This window comes from Micromonospora sp. NPDC085948, assembly GCF_040686315.1.
Taxonomy (GTDB): domain Bacteria; phylum Actinomycetota; class Actinomycetes; order Mycobacteriales; family Micromonosporaceae; genus Micromonospora.
In genome coordinates, this window is sequence record NZ_JBFBJW010000006.1 from 46,269 (window position 1) to 73,221 (window position 26,953).

24 protein-coding genes and 1 riboswitch are annotated in these 26,953 nt (G+C 72.3%); of the genes, 16 read left to right on the forward strand and 8 right to left on the reverse strand.

Annotated elements, in window-relative coordinates; all coding sequences use genetic code 11:
• Nucleotides 1-184 precede the first annotated feature (184 nt).
• From AB0O48_RS17685 to dapB, 3 genes are all read left to right on the forward strand, one after another.
• Nucleotides 185-2,575: a polyribonucleotide nucleotidyltransferase gene (locus AB0O48_RS17685; RefSeq protein WP_091400395.1), complete on the forward strand. Its 2,391-nt coding sequence runs from the start codon at nucleotides 185-187 to the stop codon at nucleotides 2,573-2,575.
• A gap of 47 nt (nucleotides 2,576-2,622) precedes the next feature.
• The gene (locus AB0O48_RS17690) at nucleotides 2,623-4,020 is read left to right on the forward strand and encodes a pitrilysin family protein (protein ID WP_357247317.1); all 1,398 of its coding nucleotides are present in this window, start codon (nucleotides 2,623-2,625) and stop codon (nucleotides 4,018-4,020) included.
• Nucleotides 4,021-4,092: 72 nt separating this feature from the next.
• A complete protein-coding gene (gene dapB / locus AB0O48_RS17695; RefSeq protein WP_365066768.1) occupies nucleotides 4,093-4,860 on the forward strand; it encodes a 4-hydroxy-tetrahydrodipicolinate reductase in 768 nt (255 codons plus the stop codon).
• Nucleotides 4,861-4,904: 44 nt separating this feature from the next.
• Here the strand turns inward: dapB and AB0O48_RS17700 are convergent, their stop codons facing one another.
• The 3 genes from AB0O48_RS17700 to AB0O48_RS17710 all read right to left on the reverse strand — a co-directional run bounded on the left by AB0O48_RS17700 (nucleotide 4,905) and on the right by AB0O48_RS17710 (nucleotide 8,209).
• Nucleotides 4,905-6,479, reverse strand: coding sequence for an MFS transporter (locus tag AB0O48_RS17700; RefSeq protein ID WP_357570226.1), 1,575 nt, complete (start codon nucleotides 6,477-6,479; stop codon nucleotides 4,905-4,907).
• 75 nt (nucleotides 6,480-6,554) lie between these two features.
• Nucleotides 6,555-7,526, reverse strand: a complete 972-nt coding sequence (locus AB0O48_RS17705; RefSeq protein WP_365066771.1) for a sigma-70 family RNA polymerase sigma factor — start codon at nucleotides 7,524-7,526, stop codon at nucleotides 6,555-6,557.
• Nucleotides 7,527-7,612: 86 nt separating this feature from the next.
• Nucleotides 7,613-8,209: a GNAT family N-acetyltransferase gene (locus tag AB0O48_RS17710; protein WP_357247328.1), complete on the reverse strand. Its 597-nt coding sequence runs from the start codon at nucleotides 8,207-8,209 to the stop codon at nucleotides 7,613-7,615.
• A gap of 35 nt (nucleotides 8,210-8,244) precedes the next feature.
• Here AB0O48_RS17710 and AB0O48_RS17715 point away from each other — a divergent pair, with 35 nt between their 5' ends.
• A complete protein-coding gene (locus AB0O48_RS17715; RefSeq protein ID WP_365066775.1) occupies nucleotides 8,245-9,519 on the forward strand; it encodes a glycosyltransferase family 87 protein in 1,275 nt (424 codons plus the stop codon).
• Here the strand turns inward: AB0O48_RS17715 and AB0O48_RS17720 are convergent.
• Nucleotides 9,418-9,969: a GNAT family N-acetyltransferase gene (locus AB0O48_RS17720; RefSeq protein ID WP_357247334.1), complete on the reverse strand. Its 552-nt coding sequence runs from the start codon at nucleotides 9,967-9,969 to the stop codon at nucleotides 9,418-9,420. The two genes, AB0O48_RS17715 and AB0O48_RS17720, sit on opposite strands and share 102 nt — an antisense overlap.
• A 79-nt stretch (nucleotides 9,970-10,048) precedes the next feature.
• Between AB0O48_RS17720 and AB0O48_RS17725 the strand changes: the two genes are divergently transcribed.
• From AB0O48_RS17725 to AB0O48_RS17745, 5 genes are all read left to right on the forward strand, one after another.
• Nucleotides 10,049-11,278 (forward strand): crosslink repair DNA glycosylase YcaQ family protein, encoded by a 1,230-nt coding sequence (locus AB0O48_RS17725; protein WP_365066777.1) that lies wholly within the window; start codon nucleotides 10,049-10,051, stop codon nucleotides 11,276-11,278.
• A 4-nt stretch (nucleotides 11,279-11,282) separates the two neighbouring features.
• Entirely contained in the window at nucleotides 11,283-11,879 is a 597-nt protein-coding gene (locus AB0O48_RS17730; protein WP_357247338.1) for a DUF2752 domain-containing protein, read from the forward strand.
• A 218-nt stretch (nucleotides 11,880-12,097) separates the two neighbouring features.
• The gene (gene thyX / locus AB0O48_RS17735) at nucleotides 12,098-12,838 is read left to right on the forward strand and encodes an FAD-dependent thymidylate synthase (RefSeq protein WP_355031682.1); all 741 of its coding nucleotides are present in this window, start codon (nucleotides 12,098-12,100) and stop codon (nucleotides 12,836-12,838) included.
• A gap of 47 nt (nucleotides 12,839-12,885) precedes the next feature.
• Entirely contained in the window at nucleotides 12,886-13,812 is a 927-nt protein-coding gene (gene dapA, locus AB0O48_RS17740) for a 4-hydroxy-tetrahydrodipicolinate synthase (protein ID WP_357247340.1), read from the forward strand.
• Nucleotides 13,813-13,864: 52 nt separating this feature from the next.
• Complete coding sequence (locus AB0O48_RS17745; RefSeq protein ID WP_357247342.1) at nucleotides 13,865-15,553, forward strand: ribonuclease J; 1,689 nt, start codon at nucleotides 13,865-13,867, stop codon at nucleotides 15,551-15,553.
• A 61-nt stretch (nucleotides 15,554-15,614) separates the two neighbouring features.
• Here the strand turns inward: AB0O48_RS17745 and AB0O48_RS17750 are convergent, their stop codons facing one another.
• Together AB0O48_RS17750 and AB0O48_RS17755 are read right to left on the reverse strand one after the other, a co-directional pair.
• Entirely contained in the window at nucleotides 15,615-17,249 is a 1,635-nt protein-coding gene (locus tag AB0O48_RS17750) for a YbjN domain-containing protein (protein ID WP_357570257.1), read from the reverse strand.
• An 80-nt stretch (nucleotides 17,250-17,329) separates the two neighbouring features.
• Nucleotides 17,330-17,809, reverse strand: coding sequence for a YbjN domain-containing protein (locus AB0O48_RS17755; protein WP_357247345.1), 480 nt, complete (start codon nucleotides 17,807-17,809; stop codon nucleotides 17,330-17,332).
• A gap of 113 nt (nucleotides 17,810-17,922) precedes the next feature.
• Between AB0O48_RS17755 and AB0O48_RS17760 the strand changes: the two genes are divergently transcribed.
• Nucleotides 17,923-20,379, forward strand: coding sequence for a DNA translocase FtsK (locus AB0O48_RS17760; protein WP_357247348.1), 2,457 nt, complete (start codon nucleotides 17,923-17,925; stop codon nucleotides 20,377-20,379).
• A gap of 74 nt (nucleotides 20,380-20,453) precedes the next feature.
• On the opposite strand, the gene AB0O48_RS17765 is transcribed toward AB0O48_RS17760, so the two are convergent.
• Both AB0O48_RS17765 and AB0O48_RS17770 read right to left on the reverse strand, forming a co-directional pair.
• On the reverse strand, nucleotides 20,454-20,696 hold the full coding sequence (locus AB0O48_RS17765) for a hypothetical protein (RefSeq protein WP_357247351.1): 243 nt from the start codon (nucleotides 20,694-20,696) through the stop codon (nucleotides 20,454-20,456).
• Between the two features lie 82 nt (nucleotides 20,697-20,778).
• Complete coding sequence (locus tag AB0O48_RS17770; protein WP_357247354.1) at nucleotides 20,779-21,093, reverse strand: SMR family transporter; 315 nt, start codon at nucleotides 21,091-21,093, stop codon at nucleotides 20,779-20,781.
• Nucleotides 21,094-21,154: 61 nt separating this feature from the next.
• A riboswitch (guanidine-III (ykkC-III) riboswitch) is annotated at nucleotides 21,155-21,219 on the reverse strand.
• A gap of 119 nt (nucleotides 21,220-21,338) precedes the next feature.
• Here AB0O48_RS17770 and AB0O48_RS17775 point away from each other — a divergent pair.
• From AB0O48_RS17775 to AB0O48_RS17800, 6 genes are all read left to right on the forward strand, one after another.
• Nucleotides 21,339-22,262 carry an ornithine cyclodeaminase family protein gene (locus AB0O48_RS17775; RefSeq protein WP_357247357.1) on the forward strand — a complete coding sequence of 308 codons (924 nt, stop codon included), beginning with the start codon at nucleotides 21,339-21,341 and terminating at the stop codon, nucleotides 22,260-22,262.
• A 104-nt stretch (nucleotides 22,263-22,366) separates the two neighbouring features.
• A complete protein-coding gene (gene rimO / locus AB0O48_RS17780) occupies nucleotides 22,367-23,875 on the forward strand; it encodes a 30S ribosomal protein S12 methylthiotransferase RimO (protein WP_365066786.1) in 1,509 nt (502 codons plus the stop codon).
• A gap of 65 nt (nucleotides 23,876-23,940) precedes the next feature.
• Nucleotides 23,941-24,531, forward strand: a complete 591-nt coding sequence (gene pgsA / locus AB0O48_RS17785) for a CDP-diacylglycerol--glycerol-3-phosphate 3-phosphatidyltransferase (protein WP_357247364.1) — start codon at nucleotides 23,941-23,943, stop codon at nucleotides 24,529-24,531.
• A gap of 155 nt (nucleotides 24,532-24,686) precedes the next feature.
• Nucleotides 24,687-25,247 (forward strand): CinA family protein, encoded by a 561-nt coding sequence (locus tag AB0O48_RS17790; RefSeq protein WP_357247367.1) that lies wholly within the window; start codon nucleotides 24,687-24,689, stop codon nucleotides 25,245-25,247.
• Between the two features lie 201 nt (nucleotides 25,248-25,448).
• Nucleotides 25,449-25,889, forward strand: a complete 441-nt coding sequence (locus AB0O48_RS17795; protein ID WP_357247370.1) for a helix-turn-helix transcriptional regulator — start codon at nucleotides 25,449-25,451, stop codon at nucleotides 25,887-25,889.
• Nucleotides 25,890-26,091: 202 nt separating this feature from the next.
• Nucleotides 26,092-26,952, forward strand: coding sequence for a PspA/IM30 family protein (locus AB0O48_RS17800; protein WP_357247373.1), 861 nt, complete (start codon nucleotides 26,092-26,094; stop codon nucleotides 26,950-26,952).
• The last annotated feature ends 1 nt before the right edge of the window (nucleotide 26,953 follow it).

Below are 26,953 nucleotides of genomic sequence, written 5' to 3' on the forward strand. Positions count from 1 at the left end.
TCCCACCTGAAGAAACACGGGCCGCGCGACCACCCGAGAGGGAGCCGGTCAGCGTACCGGTCTCCGGTAGTGGCCCCCGGGAACCCCGGCATCGAGCCGGCCCCCGGGCGCTTCGATCGAAGACCGGCCGGCTGAGCAGCTCCCCGATGTCGTGGGCCCACGACGCGAAGGAGCACGACAGCACATGACCGAGACCAAACTCGGCACCGAATCCCGCACCGCTGTGATCGACAACGGGTCCTTCGGCACCCGCGAGATCACCTTCTCCACCGGCCGGCTGGCTCGCCAGGCCGCCGGTTCCGTCATCGCCCAGTTGGGCGAGACGGTCGTTCTCTCCGCCACCACCGCCGGTAAGCACCCGAAGGAGCAGTTCGACTTCTTCCCGCTGACCGTCGACGTCGAGGAGCGGATGTACGCCGCGGGCCGCATTCCCGGCTCGTTCTTCCGCCGTGAGGGCCGGCCCAGCGAGGACGCGATCCTCACCTGCCGCCTGATCGACCGGCCGCTGCGCCCGTCCTTCGTGAAGGGTCTGCGCAACGAGGTCCAGGTCGTCGAGACCATCCTCGCGCTCGACCCGCAGCACCCGTACGACGTCGTGGCGATCAACGCCGCCTCGATGTCGACCAAGCTCTCCGGCCTGCCGTTCTCCGGCCCGATCGGTGCGACCCGCGTCGCCCACATCGACGGCCAGTGGGTTGCCTTCCCGACCCTGGAGGAGCTGGCTCGCGCCACCTTCGACATGGTCGTGGCCGGTCGCACGCTCGAGGACGGTGACGTCGCGATCATGATGGTCGAGGCGGAGGCCACCCCGAACGCCGTCGCCCTGATCTCGGCCGGCGCCACCGCCCCGACCGAGGAGGTCGTGGCCAGCGGTCTGGAGGCCGCCAAGCCGGCGATCCGTGAGCTGTGCCGCGCGCAGAGCGAGCTGGCCGAGGTCGCCGCCAAGCCGGTCACCGAGTTCCCGGTCTTCCTGGACTACCAGGACGACGTGTACGACGCCGTCTCCGAGCTGGCCCGCGGCGAGGTCGCCGAGGCGATCACCATCGCCGGCAAGGCCGACCGCGAGGAGGCCCTGGACCGGGTCAAGGCCCGTGTCGCCGAGGAGCTGGGCGCTCGGTTCGAGGGTCGGGAGAAGGAGCTCAGCGCCGCCTTCCGGTCGCTCACCAAGTCCGAGGTCCGCAACCGCGTGCTGCGCGAGCAGGTCCGCATGGACGGCCGTGGCCCGCGTGACATCCGGGCGCTGACCGCCGAGGTCGGCGTGCTGCCCCGGGTGCACGGTTCGGCGCTGTTCGAGCGGGGCGAGACCCAGATCCTGGGCGTCACCACGCTGAACATGCTCCGCATGGAGCAGATGGTGGACACGCTGTCCCCCGAGAACCGCAAGCGCTACATGCACAACTACAACTTCCCGCCGTACTCGACCGGGGAGACCGGCCGGGTCGGCTCGCCGAAGCGTCGCGAGATCGGGCACGGCGCGCTCGCCGAGCGTGCGCTGATCCCGGTGCTGCCGTCGCGCGAGGAGTTCCCGTACGCCATCCGGCAGGTGTCGGAGGCGCTCGGCTCCAACGGCTCCACCTCGATGGGTTCGGTCTGCGCGTCGACGCTGGGCCTGCTCTCAGCGGGTGTCCCGCTGAAGGCACCGGTCGCCGGCATCGCGATGGGGCTCATCTCCGACGAGGTGGACGGCAAGACCCAGTACGTGACGCTCACCGACATCCTCGGTGCCGAGGACGCGTTCGGTGACATGGACTTCAAGGTCGCCGGCACCCCGGAGTTCGTCACCGCGCTCCAGCTCGACACCAAGCTCAACGGCATCCCGTCGGACGTGCTGGCTGCCGCGTTGCAGCAGGCGAACGAGGCCCGGCAGGTCATCCTCGGTGTCATGAAGGCCGCGATCGAGGCTCCGGCCGAGATGTCGGACTACGCGCCGCGGGTCACCACCGTCAAGATCCCGGTCGACAAGATCGGCATGGTGATCGGCCCGAAGGGGCAGACCATCAACGCGATCCAGGACGAGACCGGCGCCGAGATCTCCATCGAGGACGACGGCACGATCTACGTCGGCGCCACCAACGGCCCGTCGGCCCAGGCGGCCGTCGACCGGATCAACGGCATCGCCAACCCGACGCTGCCGAAGCAGGGCGAGCGGTTCCTCGGCACGGTGGTCAAGACCGCCGCGTTCGGGGCGTTCATCTCGCTGCTGCCGGGCCGTGACGGCCTGCTGCACATCTCCAAGGTGGGCGACGGCAAGCGGGTCGAGCGCGTCGAGGACTTCCTCAACGTCGGTGACCGGGTCGAGGTCGAGATCGCGGACATCGACGCCCGCGGCAAGATCTACCTCGACAAGGTCCGCCCGGAGGGCACCGAGGCTCCGGCCGCCGGTGAGGCCGCCGCTGGCGACCGGCCGGCTGGTCGGGACCGGGGCGACCGGGCTCCGCGTGACCGTGGCGACCGTGAGCGTGGCGGCGACCGAGGCGGCCGTGGCCCCGAGCGTGGTGGCGAAGGCGGCAACGGTGGCGGCGGCGAGGGTGGCGAGGGCGGCGAGCGTCCGCGCCGCCGGACCCGGCACAGCTGATCGTCGTACCTCGCATCACCCACCCCTCGTCGAACCGGGAGCAAGTCGTGAGTCGGGCCTTCAGTGCGCCGTTTCCACCGGATCGACGGGGGGTGGCTGCGTCCCGGGACACCGGGGCGGGCCGCTCCGGCGGCACCGCCCGCGCGGTGACCCGGACGCTCAGCGACGACCCGCTGGGCGGCACGGTACGACGTACCGTGCTGCCCAGCGGCCTGCGCGTCCTCACCGAGGCGATCCCGACGATGCGCAGCGTCTCGTTCGGCGTCTGGGTGGCGGTCGGCTCCCGCGACGAGACCGGCCCGCAGGCCGGTGCCGCGCACTTCCTCGAGCACCTGCTCTTCAAGGGCACCCACAAGCGCACCGCGCTGGAGATCTCCTCGCAGATCGAGGCGGTGGGTGGTGAGACGAACGCGTTCACCACGAAGGAATACACCTGCTACTACGCGCGGGTGCTGGACGAGGATCTGCCGCTCGCGATCGACGTGATGTGCGACGCGGTCGCCGACTCGCTGTTGGAGCCGGCCGACGTCGAGACCGAGCGTGGCGTGATCCTGGAAGAGATCGCCATGCACGACGACGAGCCCGGTGACGAGGTGCACGACCTCTTCGTCCAGGCCGTCTACGGGGAGCACCCGCTGGGTCGGCTGATCTCCGGCACCGCCGAGACGGTCACGCCGATGACCCGCAAGCAGATCCAGAGTTTCTACCGGGGCCGCTACACCGCGCCGCAGATCGTCATCGCCGCCGCCGGCAACCTGGACCACGCCACGGTCGTGAAGATGGTCCGCCAGGCCGTGCGGGGCACCCCACTGGACAGCGACCCGGCCACCCCGGCGCCGCACCGCGCGGCCACCCCGGCGGTACGCACCAAGCCGGCGACCACCCTGGTGGAGCCGAAGGAGACCGAGCAGGCGCACGTCATCCTCGGCTGCCCCGGCATCGACCGCCTCGACGATCGGCGCTTCGCCCTCGGGGTGCTCAACAACGTGCTCGGCGGTGGCATGTCCAGCCGCCTGTTCCAGGAGATCCGCGAGCAGCGCGGCCTGGCGTACTCGGTCTACTCCTACGCCAGCCAGTACGCCGACACCGGCCTGTTCGCCGTCTACGCCGGCTGCGCACCGGGCAAGGTGGACGAGGTGCTGGCCCTGACCCGCGCCGAGCTGGCCCGGGTCGCCGCCGACGGGTTGACCGAGGCGGAGGTGGCCCGCGGCAAGGGGATGAGCAAGGGCTCGTTCGTGCTCGGCCTGGAGGACACCGGTTCCCGGATGAGCCGACTGGCCAAGGGTGAGCTGCTCTACGGCGACCTGATGCCGGTGGACGAGCTGCTCCGCCGGGTCGACGAGGTCACCGTGCAGGACGTGAACGTCCTCGCCGCCGAGCTGCTCAGCCGGCCCATGTCGCTGGCCGTGGTCGGCCCGTTCGGCGCGGGCGACTTCACCGTCTGAGGGCTGCCCGGTCAGTGGTCCGGGTCGGGTCCGGCCCGAAGGGCACGTCCCGATTGGGATAGGTTGTGCCCCGTGACTGACGAGCAGGGAAAGACCCCGGCCGAGCCGCTGCGGGTCGGCGTGCTGGGTGCGCGCGGCCGGATGGGCATCGAGGTCTGCAAGGCGGTCGACGCCGCCGACGACCTCGATCTGGTCGCCGCCATCGACCAGGGTGACGACCTCTCCGCCGCCTCCGGCGCTGACGTGGTCGTCGACTTCACCACCCCGGACGTCGTCATGGACAACCTCCGGTGGTGCGTCGAGCAGGGCATCAGCGCGGTGGTCGGCACGACCGGCTTCACCGAGCAGCGGCTGGAGCAGGTGCGCGGCTGGCTGGCCGACAAGCCCGAGGTGGGTGTGGTGATCGCCCCGAACTTCGGCATCGGCGCGGTGCTGATGATGCAGTTCGCCGCGCGGGCCGCCCGGCACTTCGAGTCCGTCGAGATCATCGAGCAGCACCACCCGGGCAAGCTGGACGCGCCCAGCGGCACCGCCACGCACACCGCCCGAAAGATCGCCCAGGCCCGCGCCGACGCCGGCCTCGGCCCGGTCCCGGACGCCACCAAGGACGAGGTGCCGGGTGCGCGCGGCGCCGACATCGGCGGGGTACGCGTGCACGCGGTGCGCGCCAGCGGACTCGTCGCCCACCAGGAGGTGCTCTTCGGCACCACCGGCGAGACGCTCACCATCCGGCACGACTCGTACGACCGGGTGTCGTTCATGCCGGGCGTGCTGCTGGCCGTCCGCGCGGTGCGCAACCGCCCCGGCCTCACCGTCGCCCTGGACGCGCTGCTCGACTGACCGGTCCGTTCCACGACCTCCGGAGCGGGCGGCGACTCGCGGTATCAGCGCTGACCCGTGACCGGTGCGGTCTCCTCAGGCTGGGCTGGCTCGGCATCGACCGACGCGTAGGGCGGCACCGACCGGAACGCCAACGCGGCGACCACGGCGAGCCCGAGCAGCAGGACGGCACCGGCGGTGGCCGTCACGACCAGCCCACTCGTGTAGGCCGCCCGAGCGGCGTCGACAAGTGCGGCACCGACCCCGCTCGGCACCTCACCGGCCACCGTCACCGCCCCGGCCAGCCCGTCGCGGGCCCGGGCCGCCGCCTCGGCGGACAGCCCCGCGGGCAGCGCCGGACCCAGCTCGGCACGGTAGACGGCGGCCCCCACGCTGCCCAGTACCGCCACACCCAGCGCGATGCCCAACTCGCCGCTGGTCTCGGACATCGACGCTGCCGAGCCGGCCCGCTGAGGCGGGGCCGACCCCACGATCAGGTCGGTGACCAGGGCCGACGGCAGTGCGATCCCGACCGAGGCGACGACGAAGGCGACCAGGACGACGAGGAGGGCGTGGTCGCCCTCCACCCCGGTGAGGAGCAGGAAGCCCGCCGCCGTGACCAGTTGCCCGACGGCCATGACGTGCCCCGGCCGGAACCGGCGGGCCAGCAACGGCGCCAGGGTGGTCGCACCGATCATCGCCACCGCCTGCGGCACCAGCAGCAGCCCGGCGCGCAGCGGCGTCAGCCCCTCGACCAGTTGCAGCCATTGGCTGACGAGCAGGAAGGTCCCGCCCATCAACACGCCGTTGAGCAGGAACAGCAGCAGGGCGGCGGTGAACGTGCGGTTGGCGAAGAGGGCCACGTCCAGCAGCGGATGAGGCAGCCGGCGCTGCCGCCGGACGAAGGCCACCCCGATCAGCAGGCCGGTCCCGATCGCCAGCACGGCCAGCGGGCGCCAACCGTGCCGGGCCAACTCCTTGACGCCGTAGACCACCGGCAGGATGGTGGCGAGCGACAACCCGACGCTGACCAGGTCGAGTCGACCGGGGTGTGGGTCGCGGAACTCCGGAAGCAGCAGCGGCGCGGTCACCAGCAACACCACCATCACGGGCACGCCCAGCAGGAACGCCGAGCCCCACCAGAAATTCTCCAGGAGCACCCCGCCGATCACCGGGCCGACCGCCATCCCGCCCATGAAGCAGCTCATCCAGACCCCGACCGCGACCGCGCGCTGAGCCGGGACCTGGAACATGTTGCTGATCAGGGCCAGCGTGGAGGGCATCAGCGTGGCCCCGGCGACGCCGAGCAGTGCCCGCGCGGCGATCAGCAGCGGCGGGTTCGGCGCGTACGCGGCCACCACCGAGACCACGGCGAACGCCCCGGCCCCGATCAGCAACAGGCGTCGACGGCCCACCCGGTCGCCCAGGGTGCCCATCGTGACCAGGAAACCGGCTATCAGGAAGCCGTAGGCATCGGTGATCCACAACTGCTGGGTGCTGTCGGCGCCGAGGTCCGCGCTGAGGCTGGGCAGGGCCAGGTAGAGCACGCTCAGGTCGAGTGCCAGCAGCAGGGTCGGCAGGGCGAGCACCGCCAGCCCGATCCACTCCCGACGCCCGGCTGCTTGGTGTGCTGTCCGCATCGTCTCTTGCCCTCCTGGTCACGGCTGGTGTCGGAGGGTGGACGACCGTCCGCCCCCGAACTCATCGGTGCGCGGTCAGGCGATTCGGTCGGGCAGGCCGAAGCGTGCGAAGAGCGCCGGCTCCAGGAAGTGGGTGAGCCGGATGATCTGACCGTCGGCGACGTCGATGAGCTGGATGGAGAACGGTCGGTGGCCCCCCGCCCGGTCGGGACGGTACTGCGCCAGCGCCGGGTCGCCGTTGGCCGACACCCGAAGGAGCCGCGAGCCCCGGCAGCCGGACCCCGGCCCGGAGGTCATCCACCGGCCGATGTCGGCCGCACCGGACAACCACATCCGGTACGGAGGCATGCTGTGCACCACGTCCTCGCGCAGCAGACCCACCAGGGCGTCGATGTCGTACCGCTCGAACACCCGCACGTAGCGGTCCAACAGGTCGCGGTGCTCCTCGTCCAACGCCGGACCTGTCGCCCCGCCGTCCCGGTCGGCGAGCGTGGCCCGGGCGCGCTGCAGCGCACTGTTGACGGCCGGCACGCTGGTGTCGAGCAGCCTGGCGACCTCGTCGGCGTGCCAGCCCAGCACGTCCCGCAGGATCAGCGCCGCGCGCTGCCGGGCAGGCAGGTGCTGTAGTGCGGCGACGAACGCCAACCGGACCGAGTCCCGAAGCACCACCAGCTCGGCCGGATCCGCCGTGGGCAGCACCGCGGCATCCGGCGCCGGGCCCAACCAACCCGTCTCGGCGTCACCGAGGCTTGCCGCCAACGGCGACGACGGATCGCCGAAGTCCGTCGGCAGGGCCCGCCGCCGCCGACCCCGCAGCAGATCGAGGCAGACATTGGTGGCGATCCGGTAGGCCCAGGTGCGCGTGCTGGACCGGCCGTCGAAGCCGTCCCACCCGCGCCAGGCCCGCAGCAGAGTCTCCTGCACAGCGTCCTCGGCGTCGAACAGTGAGCCGAGCATCCGGTAGCAGTAACCGGTCAACTCGACCCGCAAGTCCTCCAGGTGCTCCTCGGCGGTCGGCGCCGACAGCGGCGCGGTGGCTGAGCTCATGGGCCTGACGGTAGGCGACCGGTCCGACATCGACCCAGCACCGCTGGCCGGACGCGCCGGAGCGGGCCGGCGTCCGGGACCGAGGGTCAGCCCGCAGGCTCGTCGTCCGTCGACACCTTCTCCGTCGGTACGCCCACGTGCAGGCGTACCTGGGGGACCAGCATGTCGTCGACGTCCAGGGCGCGGGCCGCGCCGTCGAGCTCCCACCCGGTGCTGGTGAGGAACTTCCGGGTCGCCTCGTCACCCTCGAACGCCCAGGCCACCGCCCGGCTCAGACCGTCCTCCCGCCACAGGTCGACGGCGGCGGCGAGCAACCGGCTGCCGTGCCCGCGCCGGCCCCACCGCGGCTCCACCAGCAGATCGGTCACGGCGGCCACGTCCGGGCCGAGCGCGTCCGCCGGCTCGCCCGGGGCCAGCGCCTCCGCGTCGGCCGGACCGGAGGCGGCGAACCCCACCAGATACGATTGCTCGGCCTGTTCGACGGCGACCAGCACCCGGTGCGCGCCCGAGGGCGGCTCCAGCACCGCGGCGCTCCACCGCCGGGCGAGGAACGCCTCGTCCAGGTTGTCGAGCACGTGCCGAGGCAGGATCCGACGGTACGCGACCCGCCAGGTCGCGAGTTGGATGCGTGCGATCTCGCCGGCGTCCTCAGGACGCGCCGGGCGGACGTACCCGAGAGCCATGGGACGGAAGCCTACGCAGGACGAGGGAGACGACGGTGGCGCAGGGTGCCAGGAGGACGACCGCGCAGGTCGTCGGGGTGGTGGTGCTCGCCGCGGCGGTCACCGCGTTCCTCGCCGTCGCGGCGGTGCGGCACGGCTTCTTCGACCTGAAGGTCTACTACGGCGCGTTGACCTGGTGGGTGCACGACGGCGGGGAGATCTACGACTACCTCAAGCCGAGCACCCAGTACGGCTTCACCTATCCGCCGTTCGCCGCGCTGGTCATGCTGCCGATGGCGTACCTGCCGTGGACGGCCGCGATCGTGGTGAGCGTGCTCGCCAGCGTGGTCACCACCACGGTGCTCATCTGGTGGCTGGTCGACCCGATCGCCCGCCGGGCCGGCTGGACCCGGTGGTTCGCCCTCGCGGTGGCGCTCTGCCTGGCCGCCGCGTTCGAGCCGATGCGGGAGACGATCAACTTCGGCCAGGTCAACACGCTGCTGCTCTTCCTGGTGGCGGTGGATCTGCTGCGGCTGCTGCCGGCCGGCAACCGGTGGGCCGGGGTGGGCATCGGGCTCGCCACCGCGATCAAACTGACCCCGGGCGTGTTCATCGTCTACCTGCTGGTGACCGGGCGGTGGCGGGCGGCGCTCACCGCCTGCGGGACCGCCGCCGGGGTGTCGCTGCTGGCCGGTGCGCTCTTCCCGGACGCGTCCCGGGAGTTCTGGACCGAGGCGCTGTGGAACACCGGACGGGTGGGGGATCTCGCCTTCGTCTCCAACCAGTCGCTGCGCGGGGTGGTCGCCCGACTCGACCCGGAGCACCCGAGCACCCTGCTGTGGCTGCTGCTGGTGCTCGGCACCCTGGCACTCTGGGCCTGGCGGTCCCGGGCCGCCGTCCGGGCTGGTGACGAGCTCACCGGCCTGGCGTTGACCGGCGCGGTGATGTGCCTGGTCAGCCCGGTCACCTGGGTGCACCACCTGGTCTGGCTGCTGCCCGCGCTGATCCTGCTCGTCGACAACGCCATGGCCGCGCCGGTCGGCCGTCGGCGGTGGGTCCTGCTGGTCGCCGCGACCATCGCGTACGTGCTGTTGATCAGCCGGACCGTCTGGTTCTGGGAGAAGGACTTCACCGGTGTCGACGGTTTCCTGGGCAGCAACGCCTACGTGTGGATCAGCCTCGCGCTGCTGGCCTTCCTCCCGATCCGCGGTTGGCTGACCTCGGGCGGCTCAGCCGTCGAGGCGTCCGGCGTACCGCAGCTCGACCAGCCCCACCGGCGGGCTCCCACCGGCAAGCGGCACCTGGTAGGTCGACTGCTCACCGTCCGGTGACAACCCGGCCCGCTCGCAGAATCGGCGGGCCCGCCGGTTGTCCGCCAGCACCCACAGCCGATAGTCGGTCCAGCCCCGCTCGTGCAGCCCGGTCCGGGCGGCGGCCAGCAGCGCGGTGGCGGTCCCGTCACCCCAGCACGCCGGCTCCACGTAGATCGCCAGCACCTCGCCGACCGTCGGGTCCAGGTCGTCGCGGTCCTGGTCGCGGCGGTACGGCCCGAAGGTCGTGAAGCCCACGACCAGCCCGTCCACCTCGCCGAGCAGGGTGGTGAACGGGTGGTCCGGGTCGGCGGTGCCGATGTCGCGGCGACGCTGCGCCCAGGCGGCCACGTTCAGCCGGGCCAGCACCTCGTCCGGCATGAAGCCGGCGTAGCCCGCCTGCCAGCCGTGCACGTGCACCCGGGCGACCGCCTCGGCGTCGTCCGGCTCCTCCCGACGGATGGTCAGCATTGCACCGTTCTATGCCCCGTTGGTCGTCGCGTCCAGCTTCCCGCACCGGCGTCGTACCGATGAATTAAGGTCGCCGACGATGGCCGCACCGGAATCACTCTCGCTCGCCCAGGCTCGACGGGTGGCGCTCGCCGCTCAGGGCTTCGCCGACCCGGCGCCAGCCGGCGTGCCCACCCGCCGGCACCTGCGTCGGGTGCTGGATCGGGTCAACCTGATCCAGATGGACTCGGTGAACGTGCTGCAACGCGCGCACTACCTGCCGCTCTACAGCCGGCTCGGGCACTACCCGACCACGATGCTCGACCAGGCCGCCTACCGCCGTCCCCGCGAGTTGTTCGAATACTGGGGTCACGAGGCGTCGTTGGTCCCGGTCGAGCTGCACCCGATGCTGCGCTGGCGGATGGCCCGAGCACACAGCGAATCCTGGGGCGGCATGCGGCGGATCGCCCAGGAGCAGCCGGAGCTGGTCGCCTGGGTTCGCGACGAGGTGGCCGCCCGCGGCCCGCTGACCGCTGCCGAGATCGAGCACGACGCACCACGGGAGACCGGCAACTGGGGGTGGAACTGGTCGGCGGTCAAACGGGCCCTGGAGTTCCTCTTCTGGGCCGGTGAGGTGGCCGCCGCGGAGCGCAGCACCTCCTTCGCCCGCCGCTACGACCTACCCGAGCGGGTGCTGCCCCCGGCGGTGCTGGCCGCGCCCACCCCGACCGACGCCGAGGCGTACCGCACGCTTGTGGCCCTTGCCGCGCGGTCGCTCGGGGTGGCCGCCGAGCCGGAGCTGCGCGACTACTTCCGGTTGCCGCTGGCCGGTGCCCGGCAGGCCGTCGCCGAGCTGGCCGAGGCCGGTGAGCTGCTGCCGGTCACCGTGGCCGGCTGGCGACAGCCGGCCTGGCTGCACGCGTCCGCGCGGCTGCCCCGGTGGATTCGGGGAAACACGCTGGTCAGCCCCTTCGACCCGCTGATCTGGGAACGTGCCCGCACCGAGCGGCTGTTCGGGTTCACCTACCGGATCGAGATCTACGTCCCGGCGCCACAGCGGATCTACGGCTACTACGTGTTGCCGTTCCTGCAGGGCGACCGGTTCACCGCCCGGGTCGACCTGAAGGCCGACCGCAAGGCCGGGGTGCTGCTGGTGCCGGCCGCCTGGATCGAGCCCGACGCCGACCCGGCGGAGACCGCGGTGGCGCTCGCCGCCGAGTTGCACCGGCTCGCCGGCTGGCTCGGCCTGGACGCGGTGGCACCACCGCTGGGCGGCGACCTGGCCGGTCCGCTCACCGCCGCGTTGGCCGGCGTGTCCGGTGTACCGTGAGCGCGTGACGAGCGCTCCCGGTCCGGTCGACCAGCCGCAGCCCGCCCCCGGGGCGGTGCACACCGTGCCGGCTGACCCGGCTGGTGTCGGTCCGGGTGGCGTCGGTGCGGGTGGTTGGCCGACGACCCCGCCGGGTGGCTACCCGGCGCCCGAGCCGGACCGGCTCACCAGGTTCGTGCTGCGTCTCTACGAGCGGTCACCGCGCTGGGCGGTGCCGCTGGCCGCGGTCGGCTGCGTCGCCGCCGGCATGGGTTACGCGCTGCTCAGCAATCCGGCCGACGCCCCTCCGGACGCCGCGCCCACCTGTCTGCTCAAGCTGACCACCGGGCTGGACTGCCCAGGCTGCGGTGGCACCCGCGCACTCTGGTACGTGCTGCACGCCGACCTGCCAGCCGCCGCCCGGCACCACTTCCTGTTCGTCTTCGCGCTGCCGTTCCTCGCGTACCTCTTCGTCGCCTGGGCGGCCAACCAGGCGTTCGGTTGGCGACTGCCGGAGTTGCGGATCAGCTCGAAGGTCATCGTGGGGTTCATGGGCGTGTGGCTCGCGTTCTCGGTGCTGCGCAACCTGCCCTGGGCGCCGTTCACCTCGCTGTACGTCTGACCGCGCCGCTGCCCGTTGCGCTCCGACGCACCTACGCCACCCATGATCGTGCTCGATCCTGGATGTAGTGGGGTCGGGCGCGACGGATGCCACTACATCCGAGATGTGGCGCGATCTTGCGGGCGGAGGACTCGCTGCCTGAGTGATCGACATTGCACGGGGCGCGCCTGAGTTGGGGCCGGAGGCGCCGCGCCACTACAGTCCCAGGAATGCCGGAGATGGTGCAGCCCCAGGTCAAGTTGATCGCGTGGACCCAGTTCGCGGCCCCGGACGACGTGCCGTGGTCGACCGATGCGGAGGGTGGTCAGGCGCTCGCCGAGTTCGCCGGCCGGGCCTGCTACCAGTCGTGGAAGAAGCCGAACCCGGCGACCGCCACCAACGCCGGCTACCTGGCGCACATTCTCGACGTCGGGCACCTGTCGGTGCTGGAACACGGATCGGTCACCTTCTACTTCACTGGGGTGTCCCGCTCCTTCACCCACGAGCTGATCCGGCACCGGCACTTCTCGTACTCCCAGCTGTCCCAGCGCTACGTCCCGGAACGGGACGCGGCCATGGTCGAGCCGGCGGTCATCGCCGACGACCCGGAGCTGCACAAGAAGTTCGTGGCGGCCGCCGAGGCGAGCGTTCAGGCGTACACCGAGTTGTTGGAGGGCCTGGAGCAGCGCTTCTCCGACGAGCCGAACCCGACGCTGCGCCGCAAGCAGGCCCGGCAGGCCGCCCGGGCGGTGCTGCCCAACGCCACCGAGACCCGGATCGTGGTCTCCGGCAACTACCGGGCGTGGCGGCACTTCATCGCGATGCGGGCCACCGAGCACGCCGACGTGGAGATCCGTGAGCTGGCCGTGGAGTGCCTGCGCCAGCTGCAGGGGGTCGCCCCGAACGTGTTCGCCGACTTCGTGATCTCCACGCTGCCGGACGGCACCGAGGTGGCGGCCAGCCCGCACGAGGCGTCCTGAGCCCTTCCCCGGCGGCGCCCGGCTGGTCGTCCGCTAGGTTGGAGGGTATGACGCACGACCACCTCGACGCCGCCGCCCGACCGGCGTCCCGCCCCTTCGGCCGGGTGCTCACCGCCATGGTGAGCCCGTTCACCCCTGACGGCTCGCTCGACCTGGACGGCGCCGCCCGGTTGGCGAGCCACCTGGTCGACGAGCAGGGCAACGACGCGCTGGTGGTCAACGGCACCACCGGCGAGTCGCCGACCACCACCGACGCGGAGAAGGAACGCCTGATCCGGGCCGTGGTGGAGGCCGTCGGTGACCGTGCCAAGGTGGTTGCCGGGGTCGGCACCAACGACACCCGGCACACCATCGAGCTGGCCGCCGCCGCCGAGAAGGCGGGTGCACACGGCCTGCTGGTGGTCACCCCGTACTACAACAAGCCGCCGCAGAGCGGGTTGCTGCGACACTTCACCGCCGTCGCCGACGCCAGCGGCCTCCCGGTGATGCTGTACGACATCCCGCACCGCTCCGGCGTGCCGATCGACACCGAGACGCTGGTCCGGCTCGCCGAGCATGGCCGGATCGTCGCGGTCAAGGACGCCAAGAGCGACCTGATCGCCACCGGCTGGGTGACCAGCCGGACCGCCCTCGCCTTCTACTGCGGCGAGGACGCCCTCACCCTGCCGGCGCTGGCCATCGGCAGCGTGGGTGTGGTCGGCACCTCGACGCACTTCACCGGGGCGCTGACCGCACAGATGATCGAGGCGTACGACGCGGGGGACCTGCCGGCCGCACTTGCCCTGCACCGGCGGCTGCTGCCGCTGTTCACCGGCATCTTCCGCACCCAGGGAGCCATCCTGGTGAAGGCGGGCCTGACATCGCTGGGCCTGCCGGCCGGCCCGGTGCGCCCCCCGCTCGTGGACGCCACCACCGACGAGATCGCCCAGCTGCGCGCGGACTTCGCCGCAGCGGGCCTGGAGCTGCCCGAATGAACGAACGACACGATGGGCGCCGAGTGACGGCGTCGCAGAATGAGGTGGACGCGTGACCGAGGCGCACATCGAGGCGGAACTACCCCCGCCGCTGCCGGAAGGCGGCCTGCGGATCATCCCGCTCGGCGGGCTCGGCGCCATCGGTCGGAACATGACCGTCTTCGAGTACGACGGCAAGTTGCTGATCGTCGACTGCGGGGTGCTCTTCCCCGACGTCGAGCAACCGGGCGTGGATCTGATCCTGCCCGACTTCGGCCCGATCCTGGACCGGCTCGCCGACGTCCAGGCCATCGTGCTGACCCACGGCCACGAGGACCACATCGGCGCGGTGCCGTACCTGCTCGCCCACAAACCCGACATCCCGCTGGTCGGCTCACAGTTCACCCTCGCGCTGGTCGAGGCCAAGTTGGCCGAGCGGCGGATCCAGCCGTACACACTGACCGTGCGGGAGGGTGGCCGGGAGCGGCTCGGCCCGTTCGAGTGCGAGTTCTTCGCGGTCAACCACTCGATCCCGGACGCCCTCGCGGTGGCCATCCGCACCCCCGCCGGCCTGGTGCTGCACACCGGCGACTTCAAGATGGACCAGCTCCCGCTGGACGGTCGGATCACCGACCTGGCCGGCTTCGCCCGGCTCGGCGCCGAGGGCGTCGACCTGCTGCTGTCCGACTCCACCAACGCGGAGATCCCCGGCTTCGTCACCCCGGAGCGGGAGATCGGGCCGGTGCTCGACTCGATCTTCGCGAAGGCCAAGGGCCGCATCATCGTGGCCTCGTTCGCCTCGCACGTGCACCGCGTGCAGCAGGTCTTCGACTCCGCCGCGGAGCACGGCCGCAAGGTCGCGCTGATCGGCCGGTCCATGGTCCGCAACATGGGCATCGCCCGGGACCTGGGCCTGCTCAACATCCCGGCCGGGCTGGTCATCAGCATCGACGAGGCGACCACGCTGCCGCCGGACCAGATCGTGCTGATGTCCACCGGTTCGCAGGGTGAGCCGATGAGCGCGCTGGGCCGGATGGCCAGCGGCGACCACCGGCACATCACCATCGCCCCCGGTGACACCGTCGTGCTGGCCTCCTCGCTGGTGCCCGGCAACGAGACCTCCGTCTACCGGGTGATCAACCGGTTGGCCCGGGCCGGCGCGGTGGTCGTGCACAAGGACGTCGCGAAGGTGCACGTCTCCGGGCACGCCCCCGCCGGGGAGCTGCTCTACCTGCTCAACGTGGTCCGGCCCAGCAACCTGATGCCCGTGCACGGGGAGTGGCGGCACCTGCGTGCCCACGCCCGGCTCGGCATCGAGTCCGGGGTCGCCGCCGACCGGGTGGTGATCTGCGAGGACGGCGACGTGGTCGACCTGGTCGAGGGCCGCGCCAGCCTGGTCGGGCACGTGAAGAGCCGGTACGTCTACGTGGACGGCCTCGCCGTCGGTGACGTCAGCGAGTCGCTGCTCACCGAGCGGCGGATCCTCGGCGACGGCGGCTTCATCGCCACCACTGTCGTCGTGGACTCGGTCACCGGCAAGGTGGTCGCCGGCCCGACGTTGTCCGCGAAGGGCTTCTCCGAGGACCCGGAGGCGTTCAACCCGGTGGTCCCGCTGGTCACCGAGGCGCTCAACCGGGCCGCGGCGGACGGCATCACCGACCCGCACCAGCTCCAGCAGATCGTCCGCCGGACCGTGGGTCGGTGGGTCAACGACAAGTACCGTCGTCGCCCGATGATCGTGCCCACCGTCGTCGAGGTCTGAGCCTGTCCGCTGACGCCGGTCCACTCCGTTCGGGGTGGGCCGGCGTCACCGCGCCCGGGGGTCAGGGCAGCGCGGCGACCGCCTCGGCGTAGGCGACGCCGGTGGTGATGGCGGCGTCCACCAGAACCGTGAGCTGCGCCGGGGCCACCCCGTGGGTCAGGTCGGTGGCCACGTCACCGGCCAGCACCAACTCGCCGCCGAGGTCGTGCGCGTACGCCTTGGGCAGCAGCCGGTCGTGGTTCCAGGCGTTACAGAAGGCGTACGCCTCGGAACGGCGGGTCGCCGGCAGCCGGCGGGTGGCCATGGCCCGCGCGTGCAGCACCTCGCCGCGCTCGCCGGCCCGACGGAACTGGATCACCACCCCATCCCACAGTCCCACCACCCGCTCGCCCTCCTCCACGACGTAGCGGTCCCCGCGGCGGTCCAGGGCGGCCGTGATCAGGTCGACGGTGAGCGTCACCAGCTCCCGCTCGTCGTCGGAGTCACGCTCTGCGCCGCCGGGCGAAGCGTCGTCGGCTCCGACGTCGCCGGATCCCTCGTCGGCGGATCCGTCGTCGCCCGATCCGTCGTCGGCGGGCTCGTCGTCGGCGGGCAGGGGCACCGCGGCCGCCAGCGGACGCTCGGCGAGCCAGGCGGCCATCCGTCCGGAGTGGTGGCCGGTGCCGTTGCGGGCGTCGAAGCTGCCGGCCAGCTCGTTGACCATCGCGAGCAGCAACGCGCCGACAGTGGCCACGTCCAGGTCGGTGGCCGGTCGCCCGCCGTAAGCCGGACGGGGCACCGTGCGCAGACCGAGCCCGGCCTCGACGGCCACCGCGCAGACCAGCGCACCGGCAGCGGCGAACTCCATCGCCGCGAGATCGTCGGTGGGCCGGTCCAACCGGGGCAGTTGCTCGGCCAGAATGCTCAGCCCACGGTCCAGGTGCCCGCCGAGAGCGCAGAACCGCAGGTGTGCGGCGAGGTGGGGAAAGGCCGCGCGCTCGCGCCGGTGCCGCCGGTACGCCCGCACGTGCGCCGCCGCGGCCCGCTCGGCCTCGCCGACGCGCAGTTCGGGTAGCAGGCCGGCCACCAGCGCCCGCTCGGGCTGGTCGGTGCAACTCTCCGCGTCGCCGGTGGGCTCCCGCAGCTCGTCCAGCGCGGCGCGCCACTCCCCCCAGCCGGCGAGCAGCTCAGCGCGGCGGGCCGGGGCGCAACCGGGGCAGCCACCGGACGGGGTGCCGACCGTGCCCGCCCACCGCTGGTACCAGTGGCGGGCGGTGGGCTCGTCGCCGAGGTGGTCGGCGATCCGGCAGCGCAGCTCCGCGATGGTCGGCGCCTCGGGTCCGTCCGCCCCGATCCGGTGGGCCAGGTCGTCCAGGAGGGACCGGGTCTGGTCCAGCCCCACCCGAGGGGTGCCGAGCAGCGCCTCCACGGCGTATCGCTGCAGGCGCAGCAGCAGGGGAGCCTCGTCCTCGCTGAGCAGCTCGGGCCGGTAGTCGGCGGCGGCCCGGCACCTGCGTACCGGCTCGACCAGCCGCCACCGCTCGCCGTGCAACAGGTACGCCTCGATCAGCGCGAACCGGGCGTCCAGGGCGGACCGGAGGTCCCCGGACGAGTCGGCCCGCTCGGCGAGCCGTTCGAGGGCCAGCAGCCGGGCCGGTCCGTCGGGCAGGTCCCGCGCGTCGGCGAGCGCGCTCACCAGTACCGGGTCACGCTGCACGGGCGGCCGTCGGGTGAGGTCCGGATCGCCGGACCCGTCCGCCCGGTCGGTGCGACTGCCGGTGAACTCGTCCCGGCCGGTCACGACGGCACCGCGCCGGGCAGTCGACGGACCGCCACGGCGAGCTGGCAGCCGGTGGAGATGCCACAGTCGAGCAGTTGGTCGAGTTGGTGCGGGGTCACCCCGCGTTCCAGGTCGGTGACCACCTCGCCGTAGACCCGGGCCCGACCGTCGTCGTCGACGTGCACGAACGCCTTGGGCCAGAGCCGGTCGTGGTTCCACGAGTTGCAGAAGGCGTACAGGGCGGGCACCTGCTCGATTCCGAAGGTGGGGGTGACCATCGTGCGGACCTGGAGCAGCTCGCCGTCCCCGCCGAGGCGCAGGAACCAGATCATGTTGTCGTCGAAGCGACCCACCAACTCGCCGCCCTCGGTCAGGCCGACGGACCGGCCACGGGCGGCGAGCACCGCGGCGACCAGTTCGCCGCTCAGCGGGCGTAGCGCGCCCGGGTGCCCGGCCAGCGGATCGTCCGGATCGCCCTCGAATTCCGGCGACGCCATGGGGCATCCCTTCTGAGGCGGATATCACGACCGGCGGCGGGGTTCGTGTTTCGACGCGCGGACACGACCCGGAAAAGCGGGGATCTGCCCGGCCCCACCGTTACCGTGACTCTATGGCGGGCCGTACCTCTCAGGCGAGCCGGCGGCGCGGCGCGTCGCCGCGCGGTGGCACCAACAGTCGTGCCCGCCAACCAGCGAAGAAGACCCGCGCGCCGGTCCGGCGTCGTGCGGTGCCGGCCCGGCCCGGCGCGGCTGTCTACGTGGGCCGCGCGGTGGGCGCACTGTGGATGGGCGTGGCGCACGGGATGGGCTGGGCGGTGCGGGCCGCCGGTCGACAGGCCGCCTCCGCCCGCGACCTCGACCCGGAGCACCGCCGCGACGGCGCCGGGCTGCTGCTGTTCGGGTTCGCCCTGCTCACCGCCGTGGCGCTCTGGCTCTCCGGAGCGGGTCCGGTGGGTGCCCGACTGGCCGACACGATCCGGTTGTTCCTGGGCGCGATCTCGGTGGTCGTACCGGTGCTGTTGATGATCGGGGCCTGGCGGTTGATGCGCCAGCCGGCCGATCCGGAACACCGGGGCCGCGGGTTGATCGGCTGGACCTCGCTGCTCGTCTCGACCGCCGCGCTGCTGCACATCGGTCAGGCCCCGGCCAACCCACTACAACGGGACTTCGCGGGCGGGTTGGTCGGCGCGGGCATCGGCGGGCTGCTGGAGCGCGCGGTCACCGCCTGGGTGGCGGTGCCGCTGCTGATCCTGCTGCTGCTCTTCGGTCTGCTCGTGGTGACGGCGACACCGATCAACAAGATTCCGGAGCGGCTGGGCCTGCTGGCCGGCGGGCTGGTCGCCGCGCCGGAGGCCGCCGAGGAAGCCGACGAGCCGGCCGCCCAGCGGGCGCGGAAGCGGCCGGCGAAGCGGATGCCTCCACCGGTGGACCCGGACGACTTCGAGGACCTGGACGGTGTGGACCTCCAGGAGACCGTGGTGCTGCCGCGCAAGTCTCCGGCGAAGGTGCCGGCGAGCCGCCGGCCGCCGGTCGAGCCGCCGGAGCACTCGCCCGCGCCGACGCGGGCCGAGCAGCTCGCGTTGACCGGGCTGGCCGGGGACTACAGGCTGCCGCCGGCCAACATGCTCAGCGCCGGCGCCGCCGCGAAGACCCGCAGCAAGGCCAACGACGAGGTGATCGCCGCGCTGACCGGGGTGTTCGACCAGTTCGACGTGGACGCGGCGGTCACCGGCTTCACCCGCGGCCCGACCGTCACCCGCTACGAGGTCGAGCTGGGGCACGGCGTCAAGGTCGAGCGGATCACCCAGCTCTCCCGCAACATCGCGTACGCGGTGAAGTCGCCGGACGTCCGGATCCTCAGCCCGATCCCGGGCAAGAGCGCGGTCGGCGTGGAGATCCCGAACACCGACCCGGAGAACGTCGCCCTCGGTGACGTGCTGCGCTCACGGGCGGCGACGAGCGACCACCATCCGATGGTGGTGGCGCTCGGCAAGGACATCGAGGGTGGCTACGTGGTGGCCAACCTCGCGAAGATGCCGCACATTCTGATCGCCGGGGCCACCGGTGCCGGAAAGTCGAGCTGCCTCAACACCCTGCTGGTGTCCGTCCTCACCCGGGCCACTCCGGACGAGGTGCGGCTGCTGCTGATCGACCCGAAGCGGGTCGAGATGACCGGCTACGAGGGCATCCCGCACCTGGTCACCCCGATCGTGACAAATGCCAAGAAGGCGGCCGACTCGCTGGACTGGGTGGTCCGCGAGATGGACATGCGCTACGACGACCTCGCCGCCAACGGTGTCCGCCACATCGACGACTTCAACCGCAAGGTCCGCAACGGCGAGATCAAGGCCCCGCCGGGCAGCGAACGGGAGATGCGCCCGTACCCGTACCTGTTGGTGATCGTGGACGAGTTGGCCGACCTGATGATGGTCGCGCCGCGCGACGTGGAGGACTCCGTCGTCCGGATCACCCAGCTGGCGCGCGCGGCCGGCATCCACCTGGTCCTGGCCACCCAACGGCCCTCGGTCGACGTGGTGACCGGTCTGATCAAGGCGAACGTGCCGTCCCGGCTGGCGTTCGCCACCTCCTCGCTCGCGGACTCCCGGGTCATCCTCGACCAGCCGGGCGCGGAGAAGCTGCTCGGCCGCGGTGACGGCCTCTTCCTGCCGATGGGCGCCTCCAAGCCGGTCCGCATCCAGGGCGCCTGGGTCACCGAGCGGGAGATCGCCGACGTCGTGAAGTTCTGCAAGGACCAGCGCGAGCCGGAGTTCCGCAAGGACGTGCTGGCCCCCGCGCAGGAGAACAAGAAGAAGATCGACGAGGACATCGGCGACGATCTCGACCTGCTGGTGCAGGCGGTGGAGCTGGTGGTGACCTCGCAGTTCGGCTCGACCTCGATGCTGCAACGCAAGCTTCGTGTCGGTTTCGCCAAGGCGGGTCGCCTGATGGACCTGATGGAGACCCGGGGAGTGGTCGGGCCGTCGGAGGGGTCGAAGGCGCGCGACGTGCTGGTCAAGCCGGACGAGCTGGAGGACGTCCTGGTCGGCCTGCGCGGCGACGTGGACTGACCGACGAGGACGACCGACCCCGCAAACACGACGGGCCCGCCGGCAGCCGGCGGGCCCGTGACTCGGGGGAGTTTTCAGTTGAGCAACGCGGCGGCGATGGCGGTGCCGATGATCGCGCCGACGAGGCTGGCCGCCGCGGCGTACCAGCCCAGTGGCTTGTCACCGAGCACCGCGCCGACGATGCCCGCGACGATGCCGAGCACGCCGAAGACGATCGGGGGAAGCAGCAGGGCGAGAACCGCGAAGACGAAGCCCACGATGGTGAGGATCCGGGCAGCGTTGGCGCGGGGGCGTGCGTTGCTGGGCAGGTCGGCCATGTCTTCCTCCGGGTGAGAGCCTGTCGTGACGGCACGATCACTACCCACTGTGGGCGGTGGTCACGCCTGCCGAGGTGACTGCTCAGTGGAAGATCTTCAGGCCGATCACGCCGGCGACCACCAGCAGCAGGCACAGGATCCGGGGCAGGCTCGCCGACTCGCCGAGCGCCAGCATCCCGACCAGCGCGGTGCCGACCGCGCCGATGCCGACCCAGACCGCGTAACCGGTACCGACCGGGATCTCGCGCAGCGCGTACGCCAGGCCGGCCATGCTCAGGACCAGCGTCACCGCGAACACCACGGACGGGACCAGCCGGCTGAAGCCGGCGCTGCGGTCCAGGGCGACCGCCCAGGCCGTCTCCAGCAGTCCGGAGATCACCAACACCAGCCAGGCCATCGTTCACCTCACGCGAGAGTGCCCGGGCCGCCGGGGGCCGGGACGAGTCGGGTCTGCACGTCGCGGGGCGTCTTGGCCTGACCGGGTACGCCCACCACTCGTCCGGGGTGGCCGCGGGCCACCGAAGCCGACGCTAGCACCGGTCGGCGGTCGGGGCGGATGGATGGGGTTGGGCGGCGATGGCGCAGTGACTCCCGCCACCCCTTCTTGACCTGCACTTGACTCTAACTTGCAGGATGTCCACCATGACGCTGATCTATGCCGACTCCGAGGTCGCCGCCGCACTGGACGCCGCCACCACGGTCGACGCCATGCGGGCCGCCCTCCTGGCCGCGTACGAGGGACGCCTCGTGGCCCCGCCCCGGGCCGCCGCCCCGCTGGGCGGTGGGCGGCTGGTGCTCACCGCGGGGCACCTGGTCGGCGAGTGGTACGGCTTTCGCTCCTACGACACCTTCGGCCACCCGCAGGGCGAGCAGCTGGTGGTGCTGCACGACGCGGGCACCGGGGCGATCCGGGCGGTGGCGGTGGGCGAGGAGCTGGGGTCCCGTCGTACCGGAGGGTTGGGTGCCCTGGCGGTCGACGCCCTGGCCCGTCCGGACGCGGCCACCCTCGGCGTGATCGGCTCCGGCCGGCAGGCGTGGACCCAGGTCTGGGCCGCCGCCGCGGTCCGCCCGCTGCGCGAGGTGGTGGTGCACAGCCGCTCCGCGGCCCGGCGGGACGCCCTCGCCGCGCGGGTCCGCGCCGAGCTGGGCGTGCCCGCCCGAACGGTGGCCGACCCGGGCTCGGCCGTCGCCGGGCGGGACATCGTGGTGCTCGCGACGACCAGCCCGACCCCGGTGTTGCGTGCCGCCGACCTCAGCCCCGGCACGCACGTCAACGCGGTCGGCTTCAAGCAGCGGGACCGCAGCGAGTTCGGCACCGACCTGCTGGACGTCGCCGACCTGCTGGTCACCGACTCGCCAGCCCAGGCGGCGGACTACCAGCCGCCGATGCTCGCGGCCACGCCCCCGTACGCCGGGCGGTTGCGCGACCTGGGCGGCATCCTGGCCGGCGCGGTCCCCGGCCGGACCACCGCGGACCAGATCTCGGTCTTCTGCTCCACCGGCCTGGCCGGCACCGAGGTCTTTCTGCTCGATGCGTTGACCCGCATCGGCGCCGTGGCGCGCTGAGCGCCGGCGTGGGACCGGGTGACCGATTCGGTGCCGAGCCGTGCGTCCGGCCGTCGCCGCAGCCCCGTGTGCGAGGGCTTCCCCGGACGGCCCGGTACCCTCGGATGGTGTCTGCCACCTCTCCTGCCCCCTCTGACAACGCCGAGGGCCGTCGCGTAGCCCTGCTCACCCTGGGCTGCGCCCGTAACGAGGTCGACTCGGAGGAGCTGGCCGCACGGCTGCACGCCGACGGCTGGCAGGTGACCACCGACGGCGAGGGCGCCGACGTGGTCGTCGTCAACACCTGCGGCTTCGTGGAGAAGGCCAAGCAGGATTCCATCCAGACCCTGCTCGCCGCCGCCGGGACCGGCGCCAAGGTGGTCGCGGCGGGCTGCATGGCCGAGCGGTACGGCCGGGAGCTGGCCGACAGCCTGCCCGAGGCGCAGGCGGTGCTGAGCTTCGACGACTACCCGGACATCGCCGCCCGGCTGAACGCGGTCGTCGCCGGTGAGCAGATCACCGCGCACACCCCGCGCGACCGGCGCGAACTGCTGCCGCTGACCCCGGTGAAGCGGCGCGACAGCGCCGTGTCGCTGCCCGGTCACGGCACCGTGAGCCGCGCCGCCGTCGACACCGACGAGCACACCCCCGCGCACCTGCGGCAGATCCTGCGCCGCCGACTGGACACCGGCCCGGTGGCCTCGTTGAAGCTGGCCAGTGGCTGCGACCGGCGTTGCGCGTTCTGTGCCATTCCCGCCTTCCGGGGGGCGTTCGTCTCGCGTACGCCCGACGAGTTGCTCGCCGAGGCGGAGTGGTTGGCCAAGACCGGCGTACGGGAGCTGGTGCTGGTCAGTGAGAACTCCACGTCGTACGGCAAGGACCTCGGTGACCCCCGCGCGCTGGAGAAGCTGCTGCCGCAGCTCGCCGCGGTGACCGGCATCGTCCGGGTGCGGGCGAGCTACCTCCAGCCGGCGGAGACCCGTCCCGGGCTGGTCGAGGCGATCGCCAACACCCCGGGCGTGGCCGCGTACTTCGACCTGTCGTTCCAGCACTCGAGTGAGCCGGTGCTGCGCCGGATGCGGCGTTTCGGTTCCACCGACCGTTTCCTGGAGCTGCTCGCGGGTGCCCGGGCGTTGGCCCCGGACGCGGGCGCCCGGAGCAACTTCATCGTCGGTTTCCCCGGCGAGACCCGCGCCGATGTCGACGAGCTGGTCCGGTTCCTGACCGAGGCCCGGCTGGACGCGATCGGGATGTTCGACTACAGCGACGAGGACGGCACCGAGGCCGCCGGCCTGCCCGGCAAGGTCTCCGCCGCGACGATCAAGCGGCGCTACGACCGGCTGAGCGCGCTCGCCGACGAGTTGTGCTCACAGCGGGCCGAGGACCGGCTCGGCTCGACCGTCGAGGTGCTCGTCGACTCGATCTCGGACGGTGTGGTGGAGGGTCGGGCGGCGCATCAGGCGCCGGAGGTGGACGGTTCCACCACCCTGGTCGCCCCGGTCGAGGGCGGGGTCGACCTCGCCGCGCTGCGACCGGGTGACCTGGTACGCGCGACGGTGACCGGCACCGAAGGGGTGGACCTGCTGGCGGTGCCGGATGAGATGATCTCGGCGGCGCCCGGCGCGGCACGGTGACGGTGGGCCCAGGCGGAGCGGGGGAGCCCAGTGGTGCGGTGCCGGAAACGCCACGGAGCGCGGCGGTGACGGGGGCGGCGGAGTCGACGCCGGCCCGGGTGGTCGCCGTGGTGCCCGTCGTCAACGCGGCCAACGCGCTGACCGCCCTGCGACTCGCGCTGGTGCCGGTCTTCGCCGCCTCGGTGGTCATGTCCGGGATGACCCACTCCGGCTGGCGGATGGCAGCCTGTCTGATCTTCGCGGTGGCGTCGGCGACGGATCTCGTGGATGGCTGGATCGCCCGCCGGTTCGGTCTTGTCACGTCGGTCGGCAAGGTGGCCGACCCGATCGCGGACAAGGCGCTCACGGGTGCCGCCCTGGTGTTGCTGTCCTGGTACGACAGGTTGCCCTGGTGGGTGACCACGCTGATCCTCGTCCGCGAGTTGGGCATCACGGGGCTGCGGTTCTGGGTGATCCGGCACGGCGTGATCGCGGCCAGCCGAGGCGGCAAGGTCAAGACCGCGCTGCAGATCCTGGCCATCGCCTGGTACCTCTGGCCGATGCCCGCCGCCCTCGCCGCCGTCGGTCCGTGGATCATGGCCGCCGCCGTCCTGGTCACGGTGGCGACCGGCTTCGACTACATAGCCCAAGCCCTCCGCCTTCGCCGCCCCCGCTGACCCCCACCCCCGGCGAGTTATCCCGGTGATCATGAGGTTGTCGGCGTCCGGGGCGGCGTGTCGCGACGCTAACCTCATGATCGACGCGATCGGGCCGGCAGGGTTGGGGGTCGGTGGGCGGGGAAGGGTGTGGGTGTGGCGGGGAGGGCGGGTTGATGCGGCGGGACACGGGTCGTGAACGGCCGGCGGACGGTGCGGCGGACGACGCCGAGGTGGGCAGTGCGGCAGCCGGAGTCGTGCACCGACTGGCCCAGCGGCACGAGACCCTGGCCACCGTCGAATCACTCACCGGTGGGCTGCTGGCCGCCTCGATCGTGGAGATCGCCGGAGTCAGCGGGATCTACCGGGGTGGCCTTGTGGTCTACGCCACCGAGTTGAAGGGCACCCTGGCCGGCGTCCCCACCGACCTGCTGTCCGAGCGGGGGCCGGTGGACCCGGACGTGGCGGCGGCGCTCGCCGCGGGCGGCCGCGAGCGCTGCGGCGCGGACTGGGGAGTGGCCACCACCGGCGTCGCCGGCCCCGAACCGCAGGACGGCAAGCCCGTCGGCCTGGTCTACGTCGCGGTCGCCGGACCGAACGGCGCCGAGGTCCGACAGCTCGACCTGGACGGCGGGCGGGACCACGTCCGCTCCGCGGCGGTGGTCGAGGCGCTGCGGCTGCTCGCCGAGCAGATCCACGCCGCCGACACCGCGGATGCCCCGCTGCCCGCGAGTTGACCGGGGAGCATCCGGGGCAGGTGGCGACGGTCGGTGCCACCCGACGTGAGGCCGTCTCGACGAACCGGCGGGCGGGGCGGGATGTCGGCGGGGCTCGCAACGGGTACGGTTGCGGGAAGGCTCCGACGTTCGGGGTCGGCGCGGTCCGCCGCGGCCGGCCGCCCAGCGCCGGGCGCGAGGTATCCCTCAGGGGGAGGTGCGATGATCCTGCTACGCCGGGTGATCGGTGACGCACTGCGGGCGCGCCGGCAGGGGCAGCAGCGCACGCTGCGTGAGGTCTCCACCGCCGCCAACGTCAGCCTCGGCTACCTCTCCGAGATTGAGCGGGGGCACAAGGAGCCGTCCAGCGAACTGCTCGCCGCGATCTGTGACGCCCTCGGTGCCCGTCTGTCCGAGCTTCTCCGCGAGGTGAGCGACACCGTGGCGCTCGCCGAGCAGATGCCCGAGGTGCTCGTCTCGATGCAGGACGAGCCGGCCGACGCCGGGGCTGTGTCCAAGAGCACCAGCCGGGGCGTCCGGCAGGTCACCTCGGATGGCAAGGTCTCCGTCTCCGTCCGCCAGGACTCGCCGCTCAAGGCCACGCTGCGCAGCGCGCGCGTCCGCCCGACCGAGCGCGACCGGGACGTGGTCTGCGCCGCCTGAGCCGGTCGCTCGGTTGACCGTGGGAGGGCTGGCTCCGGCCGCGTAGGGTGGCCCACAGGAGCTGCCGGTGCGGTCGACCGACCGGTACGGATGCCTCACTGGCATCCGGCTGGGACGATGGAGATCGGCCGGTGGCGGCCAGTCGGTCCATCCGGCCCGGCCGGCCGTGGTGGAGCGACGCTACTGAGGGGATACGGCGGAGATGGCGAACCCGTTCGTCAAGGGTTGGAACTACCTGATGGCGCTCTTCGGTTCAAAGATCGACGAGCATGCCGATCCGAAGGTGCAGATCCAGCAGGCCATCGAGGATGCCCAGCGGCAGCACCAGGCGCTGGTGCAGCAGGCTGCCGCGGTGATCGGCAACCAGCGTCAGCTGGAGATGAAGCTGTCCCGGCAGATGTCCGAGGTCGAGCGGTTGCAGGGCAACGCCCGGCAGGCCCTGGTGCTGTCCGACCAGGCCCGGGCCAAGGGTGACGAGGCCGAGGCCACGCGGTTCGAGCAGTCGGCGCAGACCCTGGCCACCCAGCTGGTCTCCGCCGAACAGGCCACCGAAGACCTCAAGACCCTGCACGACCAGGCGCTGGGTGCCGCCGCCCAGGCCCGCCGTGCGGTCGAGAACAACTCGATGATCCTCCAGCAGAAGCTCGCCGAGCGCACCAAGCTGCTCAGCCAACTGGAGCAGGCCAAGATGCAGGAGTCGGTGGCCCGCTCGCTGGAGTCGATGTCGTCGCTGACCGCGCCCACCAACACCCCGTCCCTGGACGAGGTGCGCGACCGCATCGAGCGGCGGTACGCCAACGCGATGGGCCGCGCCGAGCTGGCCGGCAACTCCGTCGAGGGCCGGATGTTGGAGATCCAGAAGGCGACTATCGACTCGGCCGGTTCGGCCCGGCTGGAGCAGATCCGGTCCAGCATGGCGGGGGAGCAACTCGGCGGCGCGGCGCAACGGCCGGCCGAGAAGGCTGGCCCGGCCACCGACCCGACGGCCGCTGCCCGACTCGACGAGTTGCGTGCCAGCATGGCCCGCGAACGGGGCACCGGCGACCCGACCGCCGCCGGCTGAA